Source organism: Pseudomonas sp. NPDC088322 (assembly GCF_044740745.1).
GTDB classification, from domain to species: domain Bacteria; phylum Pseudomonadota; class Gammaproteobacteria; order Pseudomonadales; family Pseudomonadaceae; genus Aquipseudomonas; species Aquipseudomonas shirazensis.
The window spans coordinates 567,473-588,032 of sequence record NZ_JBIURK010000004.1 but is presented as its reverse complement, the minus strand read 5'-3'; the positions used below and the strand labels follow the sequence as shown (position 1 = coordinate 588,032).

The 20,560-nt window shown below is 64.1% G+C and carries 15 protein-coding genes; 6 read left to right on the top strand and 9 right to left on the bottom strand.

The annotated features are described in order from the left end of the window. Positions 1–2: 2 nt before the first annotated feature. Both ACIOAU_RS13445 and ACIOAU_RS13440 read right to left on the bottom strand, forming a co-directional pair. Entirely contained in the window at positions 3–770 is a 768-nt protein-coding gene (locus tag ACIOAU_RS13445; RefSeq protein WP_401182462.1) for a hypothetical protein, read from the bottom strand. A gap of 67 nt (positions 771–837) precedes the next feature. Then, positions 838–1,305 carry a DUF1289 domain-containing protein gene (locus tag ACIOAU_RS13440; RefSeq protein WP_101320998.1) on the bottom strand — a complete coding sequence of 156 codons (468 nt, stop codon included), beginning with the start codon at positions 1,303–1,305 and terminating at the stop codon, positions 838–840. A 407-nt stretch (positions 1,306–1,712) separates the two neighbouring features. On the opposite strand from ACIOAU_RS13440, the gene acnB reads away from it, so the two are divergent. Then, positions 1,713–4,322 carry a bifunctional aconitate hydratase 2/2-methylisocitrate dehydratase gene (gene acnB, locus ACIOAU_RS13435; RefSeq protein ID WP_150573172.1) on the top strand — a complete coding sequence of 870 codons (2,610 nt, stop codon included), beginning with the start codon at positions 1,713–1,715 and terminating at the stop codon, positions 4,320–4,322. A gap of 237 nt (positions 4,323–4,559) precedes the next feature. On the opposite strand, the gene ACIOAU_RS13430 is transcribed toward acnB, so the two are convergent. Then, positions 4,560–5,477 (bottom strand): LysR family transcriptional regulator, encoded by a 918-nt coding sequence (locus ACIOAU_RS13430; RefSeq protein ID WP_101321002.1) that lies wholly within the window; start codon positions 5,475–5,477, stop codon positions 4,560–4,562. A gap of 110 nt (positions 5,478–5,587) precedes the next feature. Here ACIOAU_RS13430 and araD1 point away from each other — a divergent pair, with 110 nt between their 5' ends. From araD1 to ACIOAU_RS13410, 4 genes are all read left to right on the top strand, one after another. Beyond that, complete coding sequence (gene araD1, locus ACIOAU_RS13425) at positions 5,588–6,586, top strand: AraD1 family protein (RefSeq protein WP_401182458.1); 999 nt, start codon at positions 5,588–5,590, stop codon at positions 6,584–6,586. 64 nt (positions 6,587–6,650) lie between these two features. Then, positions 6,651–7,970 (top strand): MFS transporter, encoded by a 1,320-nt coding sequence (locus ACIOAU_RS13420; protein ID WP_401182455.1) that lies wholly within the window; start codon positions 6,651–6,653, stop codon positions 7,968–7,970. A 27-nt stretch (positions 7,971–7,997) separates the two neighbouring features. Beyond that, positions 7,998–9,551, top strand: a complete 1,554-nt coding sequence (locus tag ACIOAU_RS13415; RefSeq protein WP_401182452.1) for a UxaA family hydrolase — start codon at positions 7,998–8,000, stop codon at positions 9,549–9,551. Positions 9,552–9,580: 29 nt separating this feature from the next. Then, entirely contained in the window at positions 9,581–11,167 is a 1,587-nt protein-coding gene (locus ACIOAU_RS13410; RefSeq protein WP_401182449.1) for an aldehyde dehydrogenase (NADP(+)), read from the top strand. 142 nt (positions 11,168–11,309) lie between these two features. Here the strand turns inward: ACIOAU_RS13410 and prpD are convergent, their stop codons facing one another. The 6 genes from prpD to ACIOAU_RS13380 form a co-directional block, all read right to left on the bottom strand. Continuing rightward, entirely contained in the window at positions 11,310–12,794 is a 1,485-nt protein-coding gene (gene prpD / locus ACIOAU_RS13405; RefSeq protein ID WP_401182446.1) for a 2-methylcitrate dehydratase, read from the bottom strand. A gap of 56 nt (positions 12,795–12,850) precedes the next feature. Beyond that, positions 12,851–14,038, bottom strand: coding sequence for a 2-methylaconitate cis-trans isomerase PrpF (gene prpF / locus ACIOAU_RS13400; RefSeq protein WP_259072517.1), 1,188 nt, complete (start codon positions 14,036–14,038; stop codon positions 12,851–12,853). A gap of 136 nt (positions 14,039–14,174) precedes the next feature. Further along, on the bottom strand, positions 14,175–16,763 hold the full coding sequence (gene acnD, locus ACIOAU_RS13395) for a Fe/S-dependent 2-methylisocitrate dehydratase AcnD (RefSeq protein ID WP_150569850.1): 2,589 nt from the start codon (positions 16,761–16,763) through the stop codon (positions 14,175–14,177). A 155-nt stretch (positions 16,764–16,918) separates the two neighbouring features. After that, positions 16,919–18,046 carry a 2-methylcitrate synthase gene (gene prpC, locus ACIOAU_RS13390; protein WP_401182442.1) on the bottom strand — a complete coding sequence of 376 codons (1,128 nt, stop codon included), beginning with the start codon at positions 18,044–18,046 and terminating at the stop codon, positions 16,919–16,921. 66 nt (positions 18,047–18,112) lie between these two features. Further along, positions 18,113–19,003, bottom strand: coding sequence for a methylisocitrate lyase (prpB, locus tag ACIOAU_RS13385; protein WP_401182439.1), 891 nt, complete (start codon positions 19,001–19,003; stop codon positions 18,113–18,115). Further along, the gene (locus ACIOAU_RS13380; RefSeq protein ID WP_101321020.1) at positions 19,000–19,716 is read right to left on the bottom strand and encodes a GntR family transcriptional regulator; all 717 of its coding nucleotides are present in this window, start codon (positions 19,714–19,716) and stop codon (positions 19,000–19,002) included. The genes prpB and ACIOAU_RS13380 overlap by 4 nt, the downstream gene beginning before the upstream one ends. Before the next feature lie 306 nt (positions 19,717–20,022). Between ACIOAU_RS13380 and ACIOAU_RS13375 the strand changes: the two genes are divergently transcribed. After that, positions 20,023–20,559, top strand: a complete 537-nt coding sequence (locus ACIOAU_RS13375; protein ID WP_101321022.1) for an ATP-dependent zinc protease — start codon at positions 20,023–20,025, stop codon at positions 20,557–20,559. Position 20,560: the final 1 nt, after the last annotated feature.

Here is a 20,560-nt window from a genome sequence, read left to right as displayed (position 1 = left end):
TTTCAGTCTATCGAGGGTTTCGGGTGCGGCGGCACGCATGGGTTGTCGATACACATCAGCAACACACCCGGCCTGCCGCGGCCTGTATTCAGATACCCTTGCCCGTTCTCTACCAGTCGGCGCACCTTGACAGCTTCAAGGCCGCCATAGAGAGACAGGTTCAGGTGCAGACCGCCCTCCACCAAGCGCTCCGGATTCAGGCATGCGATGTGCCAGAGCGGCGTCTTCAAGCCCTTTCTGAGTTTGTAGAGCGGCAAGTCGAGATCAATCTGCGTGTCTACCGGCAGTTTTACCACCGGCGCGACACCGATCGGATCTTTCAGGGCTATTACCCCTTCTTTATCGGTCAGGCTTCCAGCTTTGGCGTCTGTAGGGTAAAAACCCAGATAGCCGCTCCTGCTCACGTCCAACCAGTAGTTGAGCCTGGGATACTGGTCGCCGTTGCGGCCAGTATAGGCCGGGCGGATCTCGTAGACGTAGCCCAGCGCATGGCGATAGGTGCCGAACCAGAAGGTATCGACACCGAGCGATTGTCGTAAATCTTCACCCTGCCATTCGTCCGGCGGAAATGAATCTGGCCGTGTTCCGTCATAATTGCGGCTCGCTATCAACCAGCCGCTGTCGCTATTCCAGGTATCGAACTCGGTCCAGAGCGGCCGGGACAGGTCGTCGCCGTCCTCCCATACCGCAGGGGTCGAAACATAATCTGCAAGTTGCCAGCGGCAGCGGGCGGTAAAACTCAGTTCAGGCATGAATACAAGGCTGCTCATCACGTCACTCCAGCTTGAAGGAGCGATGAACGCTAAGGACTGCTGGCGCCGCGCGGCATCTGGAAGGCTACCCCAGCACGTCCTTGAGAAACGACGGTGCGATGTAGCGCTGGTAATGTGCTTCGGACAACAGGAAGAACTCCCGGTCGATGGCGTCGCGCAACTGTGGCAGATCCCAGCCACGAAACTCAGGCAACAGCGCCATGCCATAGGCCTCAAGGTCACGGATCATCCGCGCGCCCCTGGCAATCAATTGGTAGGCCCAGCAGTACTCTGACTGCTGCACCACAAAGCGGATCGAGCGCTGCTCCAGTTGTTGGCGCAGGCAGTCCTTGTCGAACACTTCCAGCTTGGCCATCATCACTTGCACCAGCAACTGCTCCAAGCGCAGCCAGACCGCCCGTTTGGCCTCTTCGCTGTAGCCATTCCAGTGAATCACTTCATGATGAAAGCGCTTGCAGCCGCGGCATACAAGGTCGCCGTAGACGGTCGAGCAGAGCCCGACACATGGGGTTTTGATGGACTGATTGGACATGAACAGACAACAGCTTGGCGGTGGCACACGGCTCCATGTTAGCCCTTTGTCTAACCAGGGTCACTTGTTAAAGTCGCATCCCGCGCCTTACTTTTGTTCAGTTTTTGCCGTAGAATCAACCCGCCTTTTCAAGGCAACAATGTCCGTTGGAAGCTGTTTTCAAAGCGTCACGAAGCACAGTTAATCCGGTAGAACGGTGTTGGCCGGCCCATGCAGCCCTCGCATGTGCCGCGCCAACCCCTCATCAGCGCTCCGTTCTACAGGCGTAAAACTTTGAAAACAGCTTCTGCAAGGATTTTCCGCACGCCTGGCTGGACGGCTCACGAAGCCGTATTGCGCATGGCCGCGTTGAATTCTGGATGAGCGTCCCGGACTCCCTTTAGGGACCACTGATGAGGGTAATAACTGTGCTTGAAGCCTACCGCAAACATATCGAAGAGCGTAAAGCCCTGGGCATCGTGCCCCAGCCGCTGAACGCCGAACAGACTGCAGGCCTGGTCGAACTGTTGAAAAACCCGCCAGCCGGCGAAGAAGCCTTCCTCGTTGACCTGATCACCAACCGCGTACCACCAGGCGTTGACGAAGCTGCCTACGTCAAGGCCGGTTTCCTCTCGGCAATCGCCAAGGGCGAAGCCACTTCGCCACTGCTCGACCGCAAGCATGCCACCGAGCTGCTCGGCACCATGCAGGGCGGCTACAACATCGAGACTCTGGTCGCGCTGCTGGACGACGCCGAACTGGCTGCCGTCGCGGCCGAACAGCTCAAGCACACCCTGCTGATGTTCGATGCTTTCCATGACGTCGCCGAAAAAGCCAAGGCGGGCAACGCCCACGCCAAGGCTGTGCTGGAGTCCTGGGCCAATGGCGAGTGGTTCACCAAGCGCCCTGAAATTGCCGAAAAGTACACCCTGACCGTGTTCAAGGTGCCTGGCGAAACCAACACCGACGACCTCTCCCCTGCACCGGATGCCTGGTCGCGCCCTGATATTCCGCTGCACGCCCTGGCCATGCTGAAAATGGCCCGTGACGGCATCGAGCCTGAGCAACCAGGCTCGGTCGGTCCGCTCAAGCAGATCGAAGCCATGCGCGCCAAAGGCTTCCCGGTCGCCTACGTCGGTGACGTGGTCGGTACCGGTTCGTCGCGTAAATCGGCAACCAACTCGGTACTGTGGTTCTTCGGTGACGATATCCCCAACGTGCCGAACAAGCGCGCTGGCGGTTTCTGCTTCGGCACCAAGATCGCTCCGATCTTCTACAACACCATGGAAGACGCCGGCGCCCTGCCAATCGAATTCGACTGCAGCAACCTGGCAATGGGCGACGTCATCGACGTGTACCCGTTCAAAGGTGAAGTACGCCGTCACGAAAGCGACGAGCTGGTCACCACCTTCGAACTGAAAACGCCAGTCCTGCTCGACGAAGTCCGTGCTGGCGGCCGTATCCCGCTGATCGTTGGCCGTGGCTTGACCGACAAGGCGCGCACCGAGCTGGGCATGGGTGCAACCGACCTGTTCAAACTGCCGGACGCACCGGTCGATACTGGCAAGGGCTTCACCCTGGCGCAGAAAATGGTTGGCCGTGCCTGCGGCATGCCAGAAGGCCAGGGCGTACGTCCAGGCGCCTACTGCGAACCGAAGATGACCACCGTGGGTTCGCAAGACACCACCGGCCCGATGACCCGCGACGAGCTCAAAGACCTCGCCTGCCTGGGCTTCTCGGCTGACCTGGTAATGCAGTCGTTCTGCCACACCGCTGCTTACCCGAAGCCAATCGACGTCACCACCCACCACACCCTGCCGGATTTCATCCGCACCCGTGGCGGCGTGTCGCTGCGTCCTGGCGACGGCATCATCCACAGCTGGCTGAACCGCATGCTGCTGCCTGACACCGTCGGCACCGGCGGCGACTCGCACACCCGCTTCCCGATCGGCATCTCGTTCCCGGCCGGTTCCGGCCTGGTCGCCTTCGCCGCTGCCACCGGCGTGATGCCGCTGGACATGCCAGAGTCGATCCTGGTTCGCTTCAAGGGCAAGCTGCAGCCTGGCATCACCCTGCGTGACCTGGTCCATGCGATCCCGTACTACGCCATTCAGCAAGGCCTGCTGACCGTCGAGAAGAAAGGCAAGATCAACGCCTTCTCGGGTCGCATCTTGGAGATCGAAGGCCTCGACGAGCTGACTGTCGAGCAAGCGTTCGAGCTGTCCGACGCTTCCGCCGAGCGCTCTGCTGCTGGCTGCACCATCAAGCTGCCGGAAAAAGCGGTTGCCGAATACCTGCAGTCGAACATCACCCTGCTGCGCTGGATGATCAGCGAAGGCTACGGCGATGCGCGGACCATGGAGCGCCGTGCGCAAGCCATGGAAGCCTGGCTGGCCAACCCGCAGCTGCTGTCTGCAGACGCCGATGCCGAATACGCCGAGATCATCGAAATCGACCTGGCCGACGTCAAAGAGCCTGTGCTCTGCGCGCCGAACGACCCGGACGACGCCCGCCTGCTGTCTTCGGTACAGGGCGAGAAGATCGACGAAGTGTTCATCGGCTCGTGCATGACCAACATTGGTCACTTCCGCGCTGCTGGCAAGCTGCTGGAGAAGGTCAAGGGCGGTATTCCGACCCGTCTGTGGCTGGCTCCGCCAACCAAGATGGACGCTCACCAGCTGACCGAAGAAGGCTACTACGGCATCTACGGCAAAGCTGGCGCGCGCATGGAAATGCCAGGTTGCTCGCTGTGCATGGGTAACCAGGCACGTGTGCAGACCGGTTCGACCGTGGTTTCCACGTCGACCCGTAACTTCCCTAACCGTCTGGGCGATGCCACCAACGTCTACCTGGCTTCGGCCGAGCTGGCAGCAGTGGCTTCGATCATCGGCAAGCTGCCGACCATCGAAGAGTACATGCAGTACGCCAAAGACATCGACAGCATGGCTGCCGACGTCTACCGCTACCTGAGCTTCGACCAGATCGCCGAGTTCCGTGACGCTGCGGAAAGCGCCAAGATCCCGGTTGTTCAGGCGTAACATCCGGCGGGAGCGTTGAGCTTCCAGCGGCATGAAAAAACCCGGCAGAAATGCCGGGTTTTTTTTGGGTTGTTGATGGAGGGATCATTCATTGCGTAACCGGCGGCGCCAGCAGAGCCAACAATTTTCAGCCTAACGGTCGATTCCGTCGACTCGGCCGGCCTCTTCGCGGGGCAAGCCCGCTCCCACAGGGTCGGGGAGTGTCTGGGTTGTATGATCGATGAGCGCGCCGACAAGCTACTCCATCAGGATTTCGACCAGCACCTGCGCTGGCGCACTCAACTCCACCCCCTGCCGCGTCACGACCTCGTACGGCTCACTGCGTGACTGCAATTGCAATGGCAGCCTCACCAGCATCCCGTGATCCAGCGCGACCTTGGCCACATCCCACGGCATCACCGCCAGCAAGCCCGGATCCTGCAACAGCATCGACAACGTGGTGAAGGTCGAAGACGTTTCGATCGGATACTGCGGAAAGCTCAACCCCGCCTCGCGAAACTCACGCTCCAGGGTCAGGCGCATCGGCATGTTCACCGGGAACACCACCCACCGCGAATCGGCCAGCTGTGCCAGGTTCAACGAAGCGCTGGCCGCCAGCGGATGCGCCGGGTTGGCCACCAGCACCAGCTGCTCCTGGTGCTTGACCCGGCTGTGGTACGCCGCCGGGCGCGGGCTGACACTGGTCCGGCAGATCACCACATCCAGTCGGCCCTGATCGAGCAGGGTCAACAAGCGGTCACTGGTGTCCTCGACCACCGCCACCGACAGGTCCGGCTGGCTTTCGCGCAAACGCGCCAGGCCCTCCACCAGAATCGGCACCGCCCCCATGATCGTGCCCACCGACAACCGCCCGCCATGGCCCTGGAGAATTCCCAGCATCTCTTCACGCAGGTGCGCCAGGTCGTTGCCGATCAAGCGCGCATAACGCACCACGCAACGCCCCAGGTCATTCGCCTGCAGGCCCTTGCTGGTGCGCTCGAAGAGCACCGCGCCCAGGGTCGATTCGATCTCGTTGAGGGCCTTGGTCGCCCCCGGCTGGGTAATCGACATGGCCTCGGCCGCCTTGTGGATCGAGCCCAGCTCGTCAAGGCTGATCAGCAGGCGTAGCTGGCGCAAGCGCAGGCGCGACGCCATGGAACTCAAAGGTGGCAGCATAGGGGATCACTAAAAGTTATCACGGGGTCAACAGCTCTCATTAGGCAGCAACGCCGCGCAAATTTAAAGTGGCCGCACGTGCTTCCCCACAACAACAAACCGGAGCCAGCATGCGCCTGATCCAATTCGAAACCGCACCCGCCCAGCGCCACGTCGGCGTGGTCGAAGGCGACCTGATCCAGGTCGTGCGTGACACCACCCACCTGCGTGAACTGGCCTTGGCCGCCATCCGCAACCAGCGCAGCCTAACCGCCGAAGTGCTCGAGCGCGGCCTGGACAGCAGCGACCAGCGCTACAGCCAAGCCCTCGCCGAATGCCGGGTATTGCCACCGCTGGACCACGAAGATCCGGCCCACTGCCTGGTCAGCGGCACCGGCCTGACCCACCTGGGCAGCGCCTCGACCCGCGACAAGATGCACCAGCAGAAAGTCGACGACAGCGCCGCCCTCACCGACACCGCGCGGATGTTCCAATGGGGCATCGATGGCGGCCGTCCCGCCGCCGGCAGCGCAGGCGCGCAGCCGGAATGGTTCTACAAGGGCGATGGCTCGTGCGTAGTACGTCCGGGCCAGGCCTTGCAGACCCCGGCGTTCGCCGAGGACGCCGGTGAAGAGCCGGAGCTGGCCGGGCTCTATGTGATCGGCGATGATGGCCAGCCCTACCGGCTGGGCTTTGCCATCGGCAACGAGTTTTCCGACCATGTGATGGAGCGGCGCAATTACCTCTACCTGGCCCATTCCAAGCTGCGCAACTGCTCGTATGGGCCGGAACTGCGCGTGGGCGAGCTGCCGCGCCACCTGCAGGGCACCAGCCGGATCCGCCGGGGCGACCAGGTGATCTGGGAAAAGGACTTTCTCAGTGGCGAGGACAACATGTGCCACTCGCTGGAGAACCTCGAGTACCACCATTTCAAATACGTCCAGTTCCTCCGTCCGGGCGATGTCCACATCCACTTCTTCGGCACCGCGACCCTGTCGTTCGCCGATCAGATCAAGGCCGGCGAAGGCGATGTGTTCGAGATCAGCCTGGACGAGTTCGGCGCGCCGCTGCGCAATGGCATTGCCCTGGCGCCGGCGGCCATCTCACCCGGAGCGGTGACCACGCTCTGACCCGACGGCGGCGCAGGGCCGCGCCGCCGCGGCATTTCATAACAATCACAAGAGTGAGATGAGCATGAACAACAGCCCTTACCCGGCGGCCCCCGCGCCCGCCCTGGCTACCGCCGACAGCGCCAAGCCGACCACCGTGCGCTGGCGGATCTTCCTGATCCTGCTGTTGCTGGCCGCGATCAACTACATCGACCGCGCCTCGCTGTCGGTGGCGCTGCCGTTGATTTCCGCAGAGTTCGAACTGACTCCGGCGCTCGAAGGCCTGATCCTCAGCGCGTTCTTCTGGTCGTACGCCTTGATGCAGATCCCTGCCGGGGTGCTGCTCGACCGCTTCCAGGTGCGCAACATCATTGGCGTCGCGACCATCGGCTGGGGCGCCTTCCAGGCCCTTGGCGGCTTCGCCCACAACTGGATCACCCTGCTGGTCACCCGCATCGGCCTGGGCGTCGCCGAGTCGCCGATCATGCCCGCCGGCGCCAAGCTCAACGGCGCCTGGCTGACCCCCAACGAGCGCGGCCGCGGCGCCACCCTGGTGGACGGCGGCGCGCCGCTGGGCACCGCCCTTGGCGCGATCATCATCGCCGGGCTGATCACCTGGTTCGACTCCTGGCGCATCGCCTTCATCATCGCCGGCGTCGGCACCGTGGCCGCAGGCCTCTGGGCCTGGTGGTACATCCGCAACCACCCCAGCGAACACCCGCAAGTGAACGCCGCCGAGCTGGCCTACATCACCCAGGCCAACGATGCCGCGAGCAAGGCCAACGGCAACCGCAAGGCGGTGCTCAAGGAGCTGCTCAAAAGCCGTTCGGTGCTGTGCATGTTCGCCGGCTACGCCTGCTACAACAGCGTGTTCTATGGCCTGCTGACCTGGATGCCGAGCTACCTGCACCAGGCCCACAACCTCGACATTAAGGCCATGGGCGGGGCGACCTTCCTGATCTTCATGTGCGGTTTCGTCGGCGAGCTGATCGGCGGCTGGATTTCCGACAAATGGAAGGCCAAGGGCGGCCAGCCCAACACCGTCATGCGCAGCATGTTCGCCGGCTCCGCTGCGGTCGCCGCGCTGTGCATCCTGCTGGTGGCCTACACCCCGGACGCCGGCCTGGTCATCGCACTGCTCTGCGTGGCGCTGTTCTTCATCCGCTGGTGCGGCATGTACTGGTGCCTGCCGGCGATTCTCGGCGGCAAGTCCAAGGCCGGCGTGCTCGGCGGCAGCATGAACTTCTGCGGCAACATGGTCGGCGTGCTGGTGCCGATCCTGATCGGCCTGATCGTGCAGTTCACCGGCTCCTACTTCCTGGCCCTGATCTTCTTCGTGGTCATGGCCTTCGGCCTGATGCTGTTCTCCGGCCTGATCGACTATCGCGAGCGCGGGCTGGCCTGAGCCACGCGCCCCATTGAGGTGATTGTCATGCAACTCATTACAACAACAGGCAGTGCAAGCGCTGCCAACGCCGTGATCCGACTCAACCCCCTGGACGATGTGCTGGTCGCCCGCCAGCCGCTGCCCGAAGGCCTTTTGCTGGATGAAGGGATCACCGTGCGCGAGCCGATCCCGGCGGGCCACAAGCTGGCCGCGCGCGCCCTGGTCACCGGCCAGCCGCTGCGGCGCTATGGGCAGATCATCGGCTTCGCCAGCCAGGCGATCGCCGCTGGCGAGCATGTTCACGTGCACAACCTGGCGATGGGCGACTTTGCCCGCGACTATGCCTTCGGTGTCGACGCCAAAGGTCGGCAGGCGCCGACCGACGACACCTTCATGGGCATCGTGCGCAGCGATGGCCGGGTTGCCACACGCAACTACATCGGCATCCTGACTTCGGTGAACTGTTCGGCCACGGTGGCGCGGGCGATCGCCGACCACTTCCGCCGCGACATCCACCCCGACGCCCTGGCGCCCTACCCCAATGTCGACGGCGTGGTCGCCCTGACCCATGGGGTCGGCTGCGCGGTCGATCCCGGTGGCGAAGCGCTGGCGATGTTGCGCCGCACCCTCGGCGGCTACGCCGTGCACGCCAACTTCGCCTCGGTGCTGCTGATCGGCCTGGGCTGCGAAACCAACCAGATTCCCGACCTGCTCGCCGCCCAGGGCCTGGAGAGCAGCCATGCGCTGCGCACCTTTACCATCCAGGGCACCGGCGGCACCTCGAAGACCATTGCCAGCGGCATTGCCCAGGTCAAGTCGTTGCTGGCCGAAGCCAACCAGGTCGAGCGCCAGCCGGTCAGCGTTCGCCACCTCACCGTGGGCCTGCAGTGCGGTGGCTCGGACGGTTACTCGGGGATCACCGCCAACCCGGCGCTGGGCAATGCGGTAGACCGCCTGGTCGCCGCCGGCGGCACTGCGATCCTGTCGGAAACCCCGGAGATCTACGGTGCCGAACACCTGCTGACCCGCCGTGCGGTGAGCCAGCAGGTAGGTGAAAAGCTGATTACCCGGATCCAGTGGTGGGAGGCCTATTGCCAGCGGATGGGCGCCGAACTGAACAACAACCCGTCGGCGGGCAACAAGGCCGGTGGCCTGACCACCATCCTCGAGAAGTCCCTCGGCGCCGTGGCCAAGGCCGGTTCCAGCGACCTGGTGGATGTCTACGAGTATGCCGAGCCGGTACGCGCCCACGGCCTGGTGTTCATGGACACGCCCAGCTATGACCCGATCTCCGCCACCGGCCAGGTCGCCGGCGGCGCCAACCTGATCGCCTTCACCACCGGCCGCGGCTCGGCCTACGGCTGCGCGCCCTCCCCGTCGATCAAGCTGGCGACCAACACCCGCCTGTGGCAAACCCAGGAAGAGGACATGGACGTCAACTGCGGCGGCATCGCCGACGGCAGCATGACCATCGAAGAACGTGGCGAATACATCTACCGCATGATGCTGAGCATCGCCTCGGGCGAGCGCAGCAAGAGCGAACAGCATGGCTACGGCCAGAACGAGTTCGTGCCGTGGCAGATCGGCGCCATTACCTGATTCCCAGTCTTGTCATTACAGGAGCCCGCATGACCCGCATCCTCGGTCACAACTACATCGCCGGCCTGCGCTCGGCGCAAGGCGACACGCTGCTCGAGAGCCTCGACGCCAGCACCGGCGAACCCTTACCGGGCGTCTTCAGCCAGGCCACGCAGGCCGAAGTCGACGCCGCCGGCAACGCCGCAGCGGCCGCCTTCCCGGCGTACCGCAACCTGCCCGCCGAGCGACGCGCGGCGTTTCTCGAGGCGATTGCCGACGAGCTCGACGCGCTGGGCGATGACTTCATCGCCACCGTGTGCCGCGAGACCGCCCTGCCCAGCGGCCGTATCCAAGGCGAGCGCGCCCGCACCAGCGGCCAGCTACGCCTGTTCGCCCAGGTGCTGCGCCGGGGTGATTTCTATGCCGCACGCATCGACCCCGCGCTGCCGGAGCGCCATCCGCTGCCGCGGCCCGACCTGCGCCAGTACCGGATCGGCGTGGGTCCGGTGGCGGTGTTCGGCGCCAGCAACTTCCCCCTCGCCTTCTCCACCGCCGGCGGCGACACCGCCTCGGCCCTGGCCGCCGGCTGCCCGGTGGTGTTCAAGGCGCACAGTGGCCACATGGCCACCGCGGAAGCGGTCGCCGACGCCATCCTGCGCGCCGCCGAGCGCAGCGGCATGCCGGCCGGGGTGTTCAACATGGTCTACGGCGGCGGGGTCGGTGAGTGGCTGGTCAAGCACCCGGCGATTCAGGCGGTCGGCTTCACCGGTTCGCTCAAGGGCGGCGAGGCCCTGAGCCGGATGGCCGCCGAGCGCGCGCAGCCGATCCCGGTGTTTGCCGAGATGTCCAGCATCAACCCGGTGATCCTGCTGCCCGCGGCGCTGCAGGCGCGTGGCGAAAGCCTGGCGCGCGAGCTGGCGGCGTCGGTGACGCTGGGCTGCGGGCAGTTCTGTACCAATCCTGGCTTGATCATCGGCATACGCTCGGCGGCGTTGGCCGACTTCATCGCGCTGTTCAAGGCGCAGATGGCCGAGCAGCCGGCGCAGACCATGCTCAACCTGGGCACGCTGGCCAGTTATCGCCAGGGGCTCGAGCAGCTGCACAAGCACCCGGGCATCCGCCACCTGGCGGGCGCGGCGCAAGGCGCGCGGCAGGCGCAGCCGCAGCTGTTCCAGGCGGACGTCGGCCTGCTGCTGGGGGGCGACAGGCTGTTGCAGGAAGAGGTGTTCGGCCCGGCCACGCTGGTCATCGAAGTCGCCGACCAGGCGCAGCTGGCCGCTGCCGTGCAGGCGTTGCGCGGGCAACTGACGGCCACCTTGATCGGCGAAGCGGTGGAGCTGCCGGACTACGCCTGGCTGAGTGAGTTGCTGCAGGACAAGGTCGGGCGGGTGCTGCTCAACGGCTACCCGACCGGGGTCGAGGTGTGTGACGCGATGGTGCATGGCGGGCCTTACCCGGCGACCTCGGATGCGCGGGGGACCTCGGTCGGCAGCCTGGCGATCGACCGCTTCCTGCGGCCGGTGTGTTTCCAGAACTACCCGGATGCGCTGTTGCCGCCGGCGCTGCAGGATGGCAATCCGCTGGGGATTTCACGGTTGATCGAGGGTCGACAGAGTCGGGCGGTGATTGTTCGCTGAGGTCAGGCAGGTCGGGCCTCTTCGCGGGACAAGCCCGCTCCCACAGGTACCGCGCTGATCTTGCGAACGGCGCAATACCTGTGGGAGCGGGCTTGTCCCGCGAAGAGGCCGACACTGGCGCCACACCTGTGCGACGCTCGCCTCAGATCACCCACAGCTCAACGAACGTGTGCACCGGCGTCGCCTCCAGGCGCGCCTGGGCCTTGCACAGCTCGAAGATCTCGGCACAGCGCTGCCCGGCAAAGCGCGTGGCGAGGTTGGCCTTGAACTTCTCTTCCAGCAACGGAATCCCCTCGGCACGCCGGCGCCGATGACCAATCGGATATTCCACGGTCACCTGCTCGGTGCTGCTGCCATCGTTGAAGAACACCTGCAGCGCATTGGCAATCGAGCGCTTGTCGGCCTCGAGGTACTCGCGGCTGAACCGCGGCTCTTCGACGATTTCCATCTTCTCGCGCAGACGGTCGATGGACGGGTGGGCGGCGTGGAAGCTGTCTTCATAGTGCTCGGCCACCAGGTTGCCGAAGATCAACGGCACCGCCGTCATGTACTGCAGGCAGTGATCGCGGTCGGCGGCGTTGGCCAGTGGGCCGACCTTGGAGATGATGCGGATCGCCGACTCGTGCGTGGTGATGACGATGCGCTCGATTTCGTGCAGGCGGTTACGCACCTTCGGGTGCAGCGTCACCGCCGCCTCGCAGGCAGTCTGTGCGTGAAACTCGGCAGGGAAGCTGATCTTGAACAGGACGTTTTCCATCACATAGCTGTCCAACGCCTGCGGCAGGCTGAAGCTGCGCTGGGCAGGCGGCTTGAGCGCGAGGTCCTTGTTGGTGTGGCTGAACAGCACATCATAGAAGCCCCACTGCGGCGCCGTGAGCACACCGGGAATGCCCATCTCGCCGCGCAGGGCGATATCGGCCAGGCGCACGCCGCGACTCGACGCGTCGCCCGCGGCCCACGACTTGCGCGAGCCGGCGTTGGGCGCGTGGCGATAGGTGCGCAACGCCTGGCCGTCGACGAAGGCGTGGGACAGCGCCGAGAGCATCTGCTCGCGGTTGGCCCCCATCAGCTTGGCGCACACGGCAGTCGAAGCGACCTTGACCAGCAGGACATGGTCCAGGCCGACCCGGTTGAACGAGTTTTCCAGGGCCAGTACGCCCTGGATCTCATGGGCCATGACCATCGCTTCGAGCACGTCGCGCATGCTCAACGGCGGCTCACCGCTGGCCACCCGGCGCTGCGAGAGATGGTCGGCCACCGCCAGGATGCCGCCGAGGTTGTCCGACGGATGGCCCCACTCGGCGGCCAGCCAGGTGTCGTTGTAGTCCAGCCAGCGCACGATACAGCCGATGTCCCAGGCCGCCTTGACCGGGTCCAGCCGATACGAGGTCCCGGGCACCCGCGCGCCATGCGGCACCACGGTCCCCTCGACCAGTGGCCCGAGGTGCTTGCAGCACTCGGGAAAACGCAGCGCCAGCAAGCCGCAGCCCAAGGTGTCGATCAGGCAGCTGCGCGCAGTGTCGAGGGCCTCCGCCGAGCCGACCTGGTAGTCGAGCACATAGTCGGCGATGGTCTGCAGCACCCGGTCGTAGTCCGGGCGGTCGTTCAGGTCAACGTTGGCACTCATCTTTCATGACTTCCTGTGGCAGAGGGTCGAACGAAAAGTCGAGCACCACACGCGTGCTAGGAGGCGTCGCCGGGCACTCGCACCCAGCCTTCCATCAACACGCGAGCGCTGCGGCTCATAATGGCCTTGGTCACGGTCCACTGGCCGTCTACCTGGCGCGCCTCAGCACCGACGCGCAAGGTCCCGGACGGATGCCCAAAGCACACCGCAGTGCGTTCACCACCGCCTGCAGCCAGGTTGACCAGCGTACCGGGGATAGCGGCTGCGGTGCCGATGGCGACTGCTGCAGTACCCATCATGGCGTGGTGCAGTTTGCCCATCGACAACGCGCGCACCAGCAGGTCGATATCTGCCGCCGCGACCGCTTTGCCACTGGACGCAGCATAAGCAGCCGGTGCCGCGACGAAGGCCACCTTGGGCGTGTGCTGACGTTCGCGGGCCTGCTCGAGGTTGCTGATCAAGCCCATGCGCAGTGCGCCATAGGCGCGAATGGTCTCGAAGCGCGCCAGCGCTTGCGGGTCAGCATTGATCGCATCCTGCAATTCGGTGCCGCTGTAACCGAGGTCTTGCGCATTGAGGAAAATGGTCGGGATGCCGGCGTTGATCAGAGTCGCCTTGAACGTGCCAACCCCTGGCACTTCCAGGTCATCAACCAGGTTACCGGTGGGGAACATCGCCCCACCGCCTTCATCATCGGCGGCCGGCTCGACGAACTCCAGTTGCACTTCGGCAGCAGGGAACGTCACCCCGTCCAGCTCGAAGTCACCGGTCTCCTGCACTTCGCCGTTGCTGATCGGCACGTGGGCAATGATGGTCTTGCTGATGTTGGCCTGCCAGATACGCACCGTGGCAGTGCCGTTGTGCGGGATGCGCGCTGGGTCGACCAAGCCGCTGCTGATAGCGAACGCGCCGACCGCTGCCGAGAGGTTACCGCAGTTGCCGCTCCAGTCGACAAACGCCTTGTCGATGGCGACCTGGCCGAACAGGTAGTCAACGTCGTGCTCAGGCTTGGTAGTGGTCGAGACGATCACCGCCTTGCTGGTACTGGACGTGCCGCCGCCCATGCCGTCGGTCTGCTTGCCGTATGGGTCGGGGCTGCCAATCACGCGCAGGATCAGCGCGTCCCGGGCAGGCCCGGGCTGGCGAGCGCGCTCCGGCAAATCTTGCAGGGAGAAAAACACGCCTTTGCTGGTACCACCACGCAAGTAGGTGGCGGGGATTTTGATCTGCGGTGCGTAGGTCATGATTGAGTCCTATGAATTCTGCGGTCTAGCCGGGGCCGCTGCGCACCCCTTCGCGGGTGAACCCGCTCCCGCAGGCACCGCGCAAACCCTGTGGGAGCGGGTTCACCCGCGAAGGGCCGCACAGCGGCCCCGGTACTCAGGCGGTAGCTTCGAGGAAATCCTGGGCGAAGCGCTGCAGCACCCCGCCCGCTTCGTAGATGGAAACCTCTTCGGCGGTATCCAGGCGGCAGGTCACCGGTACCTCGAGGCGCTCGCCGTTGCGGCGGGTGACCACCAGGGTGAGGGTCGCCCGCGGGGTGCGCCGGCCGAGCACGTCGTAGCTTTCGCTGCCATCGAGGCCGAGGGTGTTGCGGTCGGTGCCGGCCTGGAACTCCAGCGGCAACACCCCCATACCGACCAGATTGGTGCGGTGAATGCGCTCGAAGCCTTCGGCAACGATCGCCTCGACCCCCGCCAGGCGCACGCCCTTGGCGGCCCAGTCGCGTGACGAGCCTTGGCCGTAATCCGCACCGGCAACGATGATCAGCGGCTGCTTGCGCTGCATGTAGGTTTCGATCGCTTCCCACATGCGCACCACCTGCCCTTCCGGCTCAAGCCGCGCCAGCGAACCCTGCTGCACGCTGCCATCGGCCTTGCGCACCATTTCGTTGAACAGCTTGGGGTTGGCAAAGGTGGCGCGCTGGGCAGTCAGGTGATCGCCGCGGTGGGTTGCGTAGGAATTGAAGTCTTCCTCGGGCAGGCCCATCTTCGCCAGGTATTCACCGGCGGCGCTGTCGAGCATGATCGCATTCGACGGCGACAGGTGATCGGTGGTGATGTTGTCCGGCAGCACCGCCAGCGGGCGCATGCCGCGCAGGCTGCGCTCACCGGCCAGGGCGCCTTCCCAGTACGGCGGCCGACGAATGTAGGTGCTCATCGGGCGCCAGTCGTACAGCGGCGGGACCTTGGGCCCGGTGTCTTCTTCGATGGCGAACATCGGGATGTACACACTGCGGAACTGCTCGGGCTTGACCGCTGCACCGACCACGGCATCGATCTCGGCATCGCTGGGCCAGATGTCCTTGAGGCGGATTTCCTTGCCGTCGACCACACCCAGCACATCCTTCTCGATATCGAAGCGGATGGTCCCGGCAATGGCGTAGGCCACCACCAGCGGCGGCGAGGCGAGGAACGCCTGCTTGGCGTACGGGTGGATGCGCCCGTCGAAGTTGCGGTTGCCCGACAACACCGCGGTGGCGTACAGGTCGCGGTCGATGATCTCCTGCTGGATAACCGGATCGAGCGCGCCAGACATGCCGTTGCAGGTGGTGCAGGCGAAGGCGACGATGCCAAAGCCCAGTTGCTCCAGCTCATGTTCGAGCCCGGCTTCCTGCAGGTACAGCTTGACCGCCTTGGAACCCGGCGCCAGCGACGACTTGACCCACGGCTTGCGGGTCAGCCCAAGGCGGTTGGCGTTGCGGGCGATCAAGCCGGCGGCGATCACGTTGCGCGGGTTGCTGGTATTGGTGCAGCTGGTGATGGCAGCGATGATCACGGCGCCGTCCGGCATCTGCCCGGGCACATCCTGCCAGGCCCCGGCGATGCCCTTGGCGGCAAGCTCGCTGGTGGCCACGCGGGCATGCGGGTTGGATGGCCCGGCCATGTTGCGCACCACGCTCGACAGGTCGAAGCTGAGGACACGCTCGTAAACCGCGTCGACCAGGCTGTCGGCCCAGAGGCCGGCGACTTTGGCGTAGTTCTCGACCAGTTGCACCTGCTGCTCTTCGCGGCCGGTCAGGCGCAGGTAGTCGATGGTCTGCTGGTCGATGGCGAACATCGCCGCAGTGGCACCGTATTCCGGAGCCATGTTGGAGATGGTGGCGCGGTCGCCCAAGGTCAGCGCGCGGGCGCCCTCACCGTAGAACTCCAGATAGGCGCCGACCACCTTCTGCTTGCGCAGAAACTCGGTCAGGGCCAGAACCAGGTCGGTGGCGGTGATGTTTGGCTGCAGGCGGCCGGTCAGCTCGACGCCGACGATTTCCGGCAGGCGCATCCACGAGGCGCGACCGAGCATGACGTTCTCGGCTTCAAGGCCGCCCACACCAATGGCGATGACGCCCAGTGCATCGACATGCGGGGTGTGGCTGTCGGTGCCGACGCAGGTGTCCGGGTAGGCTACGCCGCGCTCGCTGTGGATCACCGGCGACATCTTCTCCAGGTTGATCTGGTGCATGATGCCGTTGCCAGGCTGGATCACATCAACGTTCTTGAAGGCTTTCTTGGTCCAGTTGATGAAATGAAAGCGATCTTCGTTGCGCCGGTCTTCGATGGCGCGGTTGCGTTCGAAGGCTTGCGGATCGTAGCCACCGCACTCGACGGCCAGGGAGTGGTCGACGATCAGTTGCACGGGCACTACCGGGTTGACCTGGGCCGGGTCGCCGCCCTTGTCGGCGATCGCGTCGCGCAGGCCTGCCAGGTCGACCAGGGCGGTCTGGCCAAGAATGTCGTGGCACACCACCCGCGCCGGGAACCAGGGGAAGTCGAGATCGCGTTTGCGTTCGATCAACTGCTCCAGCGAGGCATTGAGGGTGGCTGGGTCACAGCGGCGCACCAGGTTTTCGGCCAGTACGCGGGAGGTGTACGGCAGACCTGCGTAGGCGCCGGGCTTGATCGCCTCGACCGCTGCGCGGGCATCGAAATAGTCCAGGCCGGAGCCTGGCAGGGCCTTGCGGAAGGTGCTGTTCATATAGTTATCAGGCTCACGGTATTGGTTGGTAAAGCTGGGGGCGCTGCGCGCCCCTTTCGCGACGCAAGGCCGCTCCTACAAAAGCACCGCAGTCCACTGTAGGAGCGGCCTTGTGTCGCGATAGGGCTGCAGAGCAGCCCCCGACACCCGCAGCCTCAACGCTGCTCTATCGGCACATACTCACGCTGCTCGACCCCGACATACTCCGCACTCGGGCGAATGATCCGGTTGTTGGCACGCTGCTCGAACACATGCGCCGCCCAGCCGGTCAGCCGCGAGCAGACGAAGATCGGCGTGAACAGCTCGGTCGGAATGCCCATGAAGTGATACGCCGAGGCATGGTAGAAGTCGGCGTTGGGGAACAGCTTCTTCTGCTCCCACATGGTCTTGTCGATCGCTTCGGAAACCGGATACAGCACGGTGTCACCGGCTTCATCAGCGAGCTGTTTGGCCCAGCCCTTGATCACCTCGTTGCGCGGGTCGGACTCTTTGTAGATCGCATGGCCAAAGCCCATGATCTTGTCCTTGCGCTCGAGCATCTGCAGCAGCTCGGCGGTCGCTTCCTGCGGGCTCTGGAAGCGCTCGATCAAGGCCATCGCCGCTTCGTTGGCGCCGCCATGCAGTGGGCCGCGCAGCGAGCCGATCGCCGCGGTAACGCAGGAATACAGGTCAGACAAGGTCGAGGCACAGACCCGGGCGGTAAAGGTCGAGGCGTTGAACTCATGCTCGGCGTACAGAATCAGCGAGACGTTCATCACCTTCACATGCAGTTCGCTCGGCTTCTTGCCGTGCAGCAGTTGCAGGAAGTGCCCGCCGAGGGTGTCTTCATCGCTGTTGCAGTCGATGCGCACGCCATGGTGGCTGAAGCGGTACCAGTAGCACATGATCGCCGGGAACAGCGCGAGCAGGCGATCGGTCTTGTCCTGTTGGGTGTCGAAGGTCAGCTCCGGCTCAAGCGTGCCGAGCATCGAGCAGCCGGTGCGCATGACGTCCATCGGGTGGGTATCACGGGGAATGCGCTCAAGCACCTCCTTGAGCGCCTGAGGCAGATCACGCAGCGCCTTGAGCTTGCGCTTGTAGTCGTTGACTTCGGCTTTGCTGGGTAGCTCGCCGTACAGCAGCAGGTAGGCGACCTCTTCAAATTCGGCATGCTTTGCCAGGTCACGCACATCGTAACCACGGTAGGTCAGGCCGGCACCGGCCTGGCCAACGGTCGACAGCGCGGTCTGGCCGGCCACCTGGCCACGCAGGCCTGCGCCACTGAGTACTTTTGCTTCGGCCATGGGGCTTCTCCTTTATTGAACTTGTTATGGAATTGCTGGCTAATCCGGGCGACTGCTAACTGAGTGTCAGCCTTTTTTCTGGGCAAACAGCTCATCGAGGCTCTGCTCGAAGGCGTGGTAGCCGATGGCATCGTAGAGCTCCATGCGAGTCTGCATGGTGTCGATGACGTTTTGCTGAGTGCCATCGCGGCGCAGTGCGGTGTAGACGTTTTCCGCTGCTTTGTTCATGGCGCGGAACGCCGATAGCGGGTACAGCACCAGCGACACGTCGACCGCTGCCAGCTGTTCGGTGGTGTACAGCGGGGTAGCGCCGAACTCGGTGATGTTGGCCAGGATCGGCGCCTGCACGCGCTCGGCAAAGGTCTTGTACATTGCCAGTTCAGTGATCGCCTCGGGGAAGATCATGTCAGCCCCCGCCTCGACACAGGCGGCGGCGCGGTCCAGCGCGGCGTTGAGGCCCTCTACTGCCAGCGCGTCAGTGCGCGCCATGATCACGAAGCTGTCGTCCAGGCGCGCATCGACGGCTGCCTTGATCCGGTCGACCATCTCCTGCTGGGTGACGATCTCCTTGTTAGGCCGGTGGCCGCAACGCTTGGCCCCAACCTGGTCTTCGATATGAATGGCCGCGGCGCCGAACTTGTTCATCGAACGCACGGTGCGCGCCACGTTGAATGCCGAAGCGCCAAAGCCGGTGTCGACATCCACCAGCAACGGCAGGTCGCAGACGTCGGTGATGCGCCGCACGTCGGTGAGTACGTCATCCAGACCGGTGATACCCAGGTCTGGCAGGCCAAGCGAGCCGGCGGCGACGCCACCACCGGACAGGTAGATGGCCTTGAACCCGGCGCGTTTGGCCAGCAACGCGTGGTTGGCGTTGATCGCGCCGACCACCTGCAAAGGATGTTCAGCGGCAACCGCGTCGCGGAAACGTTGGCCTGGCGTGCTCTTCACAGTCATGACTCACCTCGTGGGCTGTTGTTGTCTACGCCTTCATAGTGGCGCGCGATATTGCGTTTGGAGGCGCCGATATGGCGGCGCATCAGCAGTTCGGCCAGCTCGCCGTCGCGGTCGGCAATCGCATCGAGGATGCGGTGATGCTCGGCGAAGGCCTGATGCGGGCGGTTAGGCGTGGCGGAAAACTGGATGCGGTACATGCGCACCAGCTGGTACAGCTCGCCGCAGAGCATCTGCACCAGGGTCTGGTTGCCGCTGCCCTGAATGATGCGGTAGTGGAAGTCATAGTCGCCTTCCTGCTGGTAGTAGCCCACCCCGGCCTGGAACGCGGCATCGCGCTCGTGGGTGTCGAGCACCCGGCGCAGTTCGTCGATCTCGGCCGCACTCATGCGCTCGGCGGCCAGCCGACAGGCCATGCCCTCGAGCGATTCGCGGATCTCGTACAGTTCGATCAGTTCGGCGTGGCTCAGCGATACCACGCGAGCACCAACATGCGGCACCCGCACCAGCAAGCGCTGGCCTTCGAGGCGGTGGATGGCCTCGCGCAATGGGCCCCGGCTGATGCCGTAGGTGCGCGCCAGCTCCGGCTCGGAGATCTTGCTGCCTGGGGCGATTTCGCCTTTGACGATGGCAGCCTGGATACGCCGGAAGACGTTTTCCGAAAGCGTCTCGCTTTCTTCCACTATGGTCGGCGGGGCTTGGCTGAGGTCCAGCATATTGTCGACACCTTGAACTTCAATAGCCACAAAACTAGCTAAACCGACTTGAATAGTCAAAGCCAAAATGCACATTGTCGACAATCGTCTAACGGCGAACTTAAAGCGCGCCAGCACTGTCAGATTGCGACGCGCTGGCGTCAAGACGTCGCCGTGGTAGAATGCCGCGCTTCCCTGAGGGGGCATCAACAGTCCGCCTGTCGTCGTATGTCATTTGTGTAGTCATTTGTATAAGTGTCGACAGATCAAAAGGATGCTTGGCCAGTCGCCTTGCCCTGAACCCAGCACAGCACCGCGCCAGGATTTATGAGACTTACACCCGTTCTATTGTTGTTCTGCCTTGCCCTGCTGCCGACCTTCGGCCACGCAGCCGAGAAGACCGTGTACGGCCTGAACGAGTACGCCCACTTGAATGACCTCGACCTCGAGGTTGCGGCCAAGCTCGATACCGGCGCCAAGACAGCCTCGCTGAGTGCCCGTGATATCAAGCGTTTCAAGCGCAACGGCGAGAGCTGGGTGCGCTTCTACCTGGCCATCGATAGCGCTCACTCGCACCCGATCGAGCGGCCACTGGCCCGGGTCAGCAAGATCAAGCGGCGTGCCGGTGATTACAATGCCGACGAAGGCAAGGCCTACACTGCCCGCCCGGTTATCGAATTGAACATTTGCATGGGCCGAGCCCTGCGCACCATCGAAGTCAACCTTACCGATCGCAGCACGTTCCAGTTCCCGCTGCTGATCGGCTCCGAGGCCTTGAAAGACTTCGACGCGCTGGTCGACCCCAGCCTCAAATACGCGGCCGGCAAACCTGCCTGTGCCACCGACGCTCCCAAAGCAGAGTAAT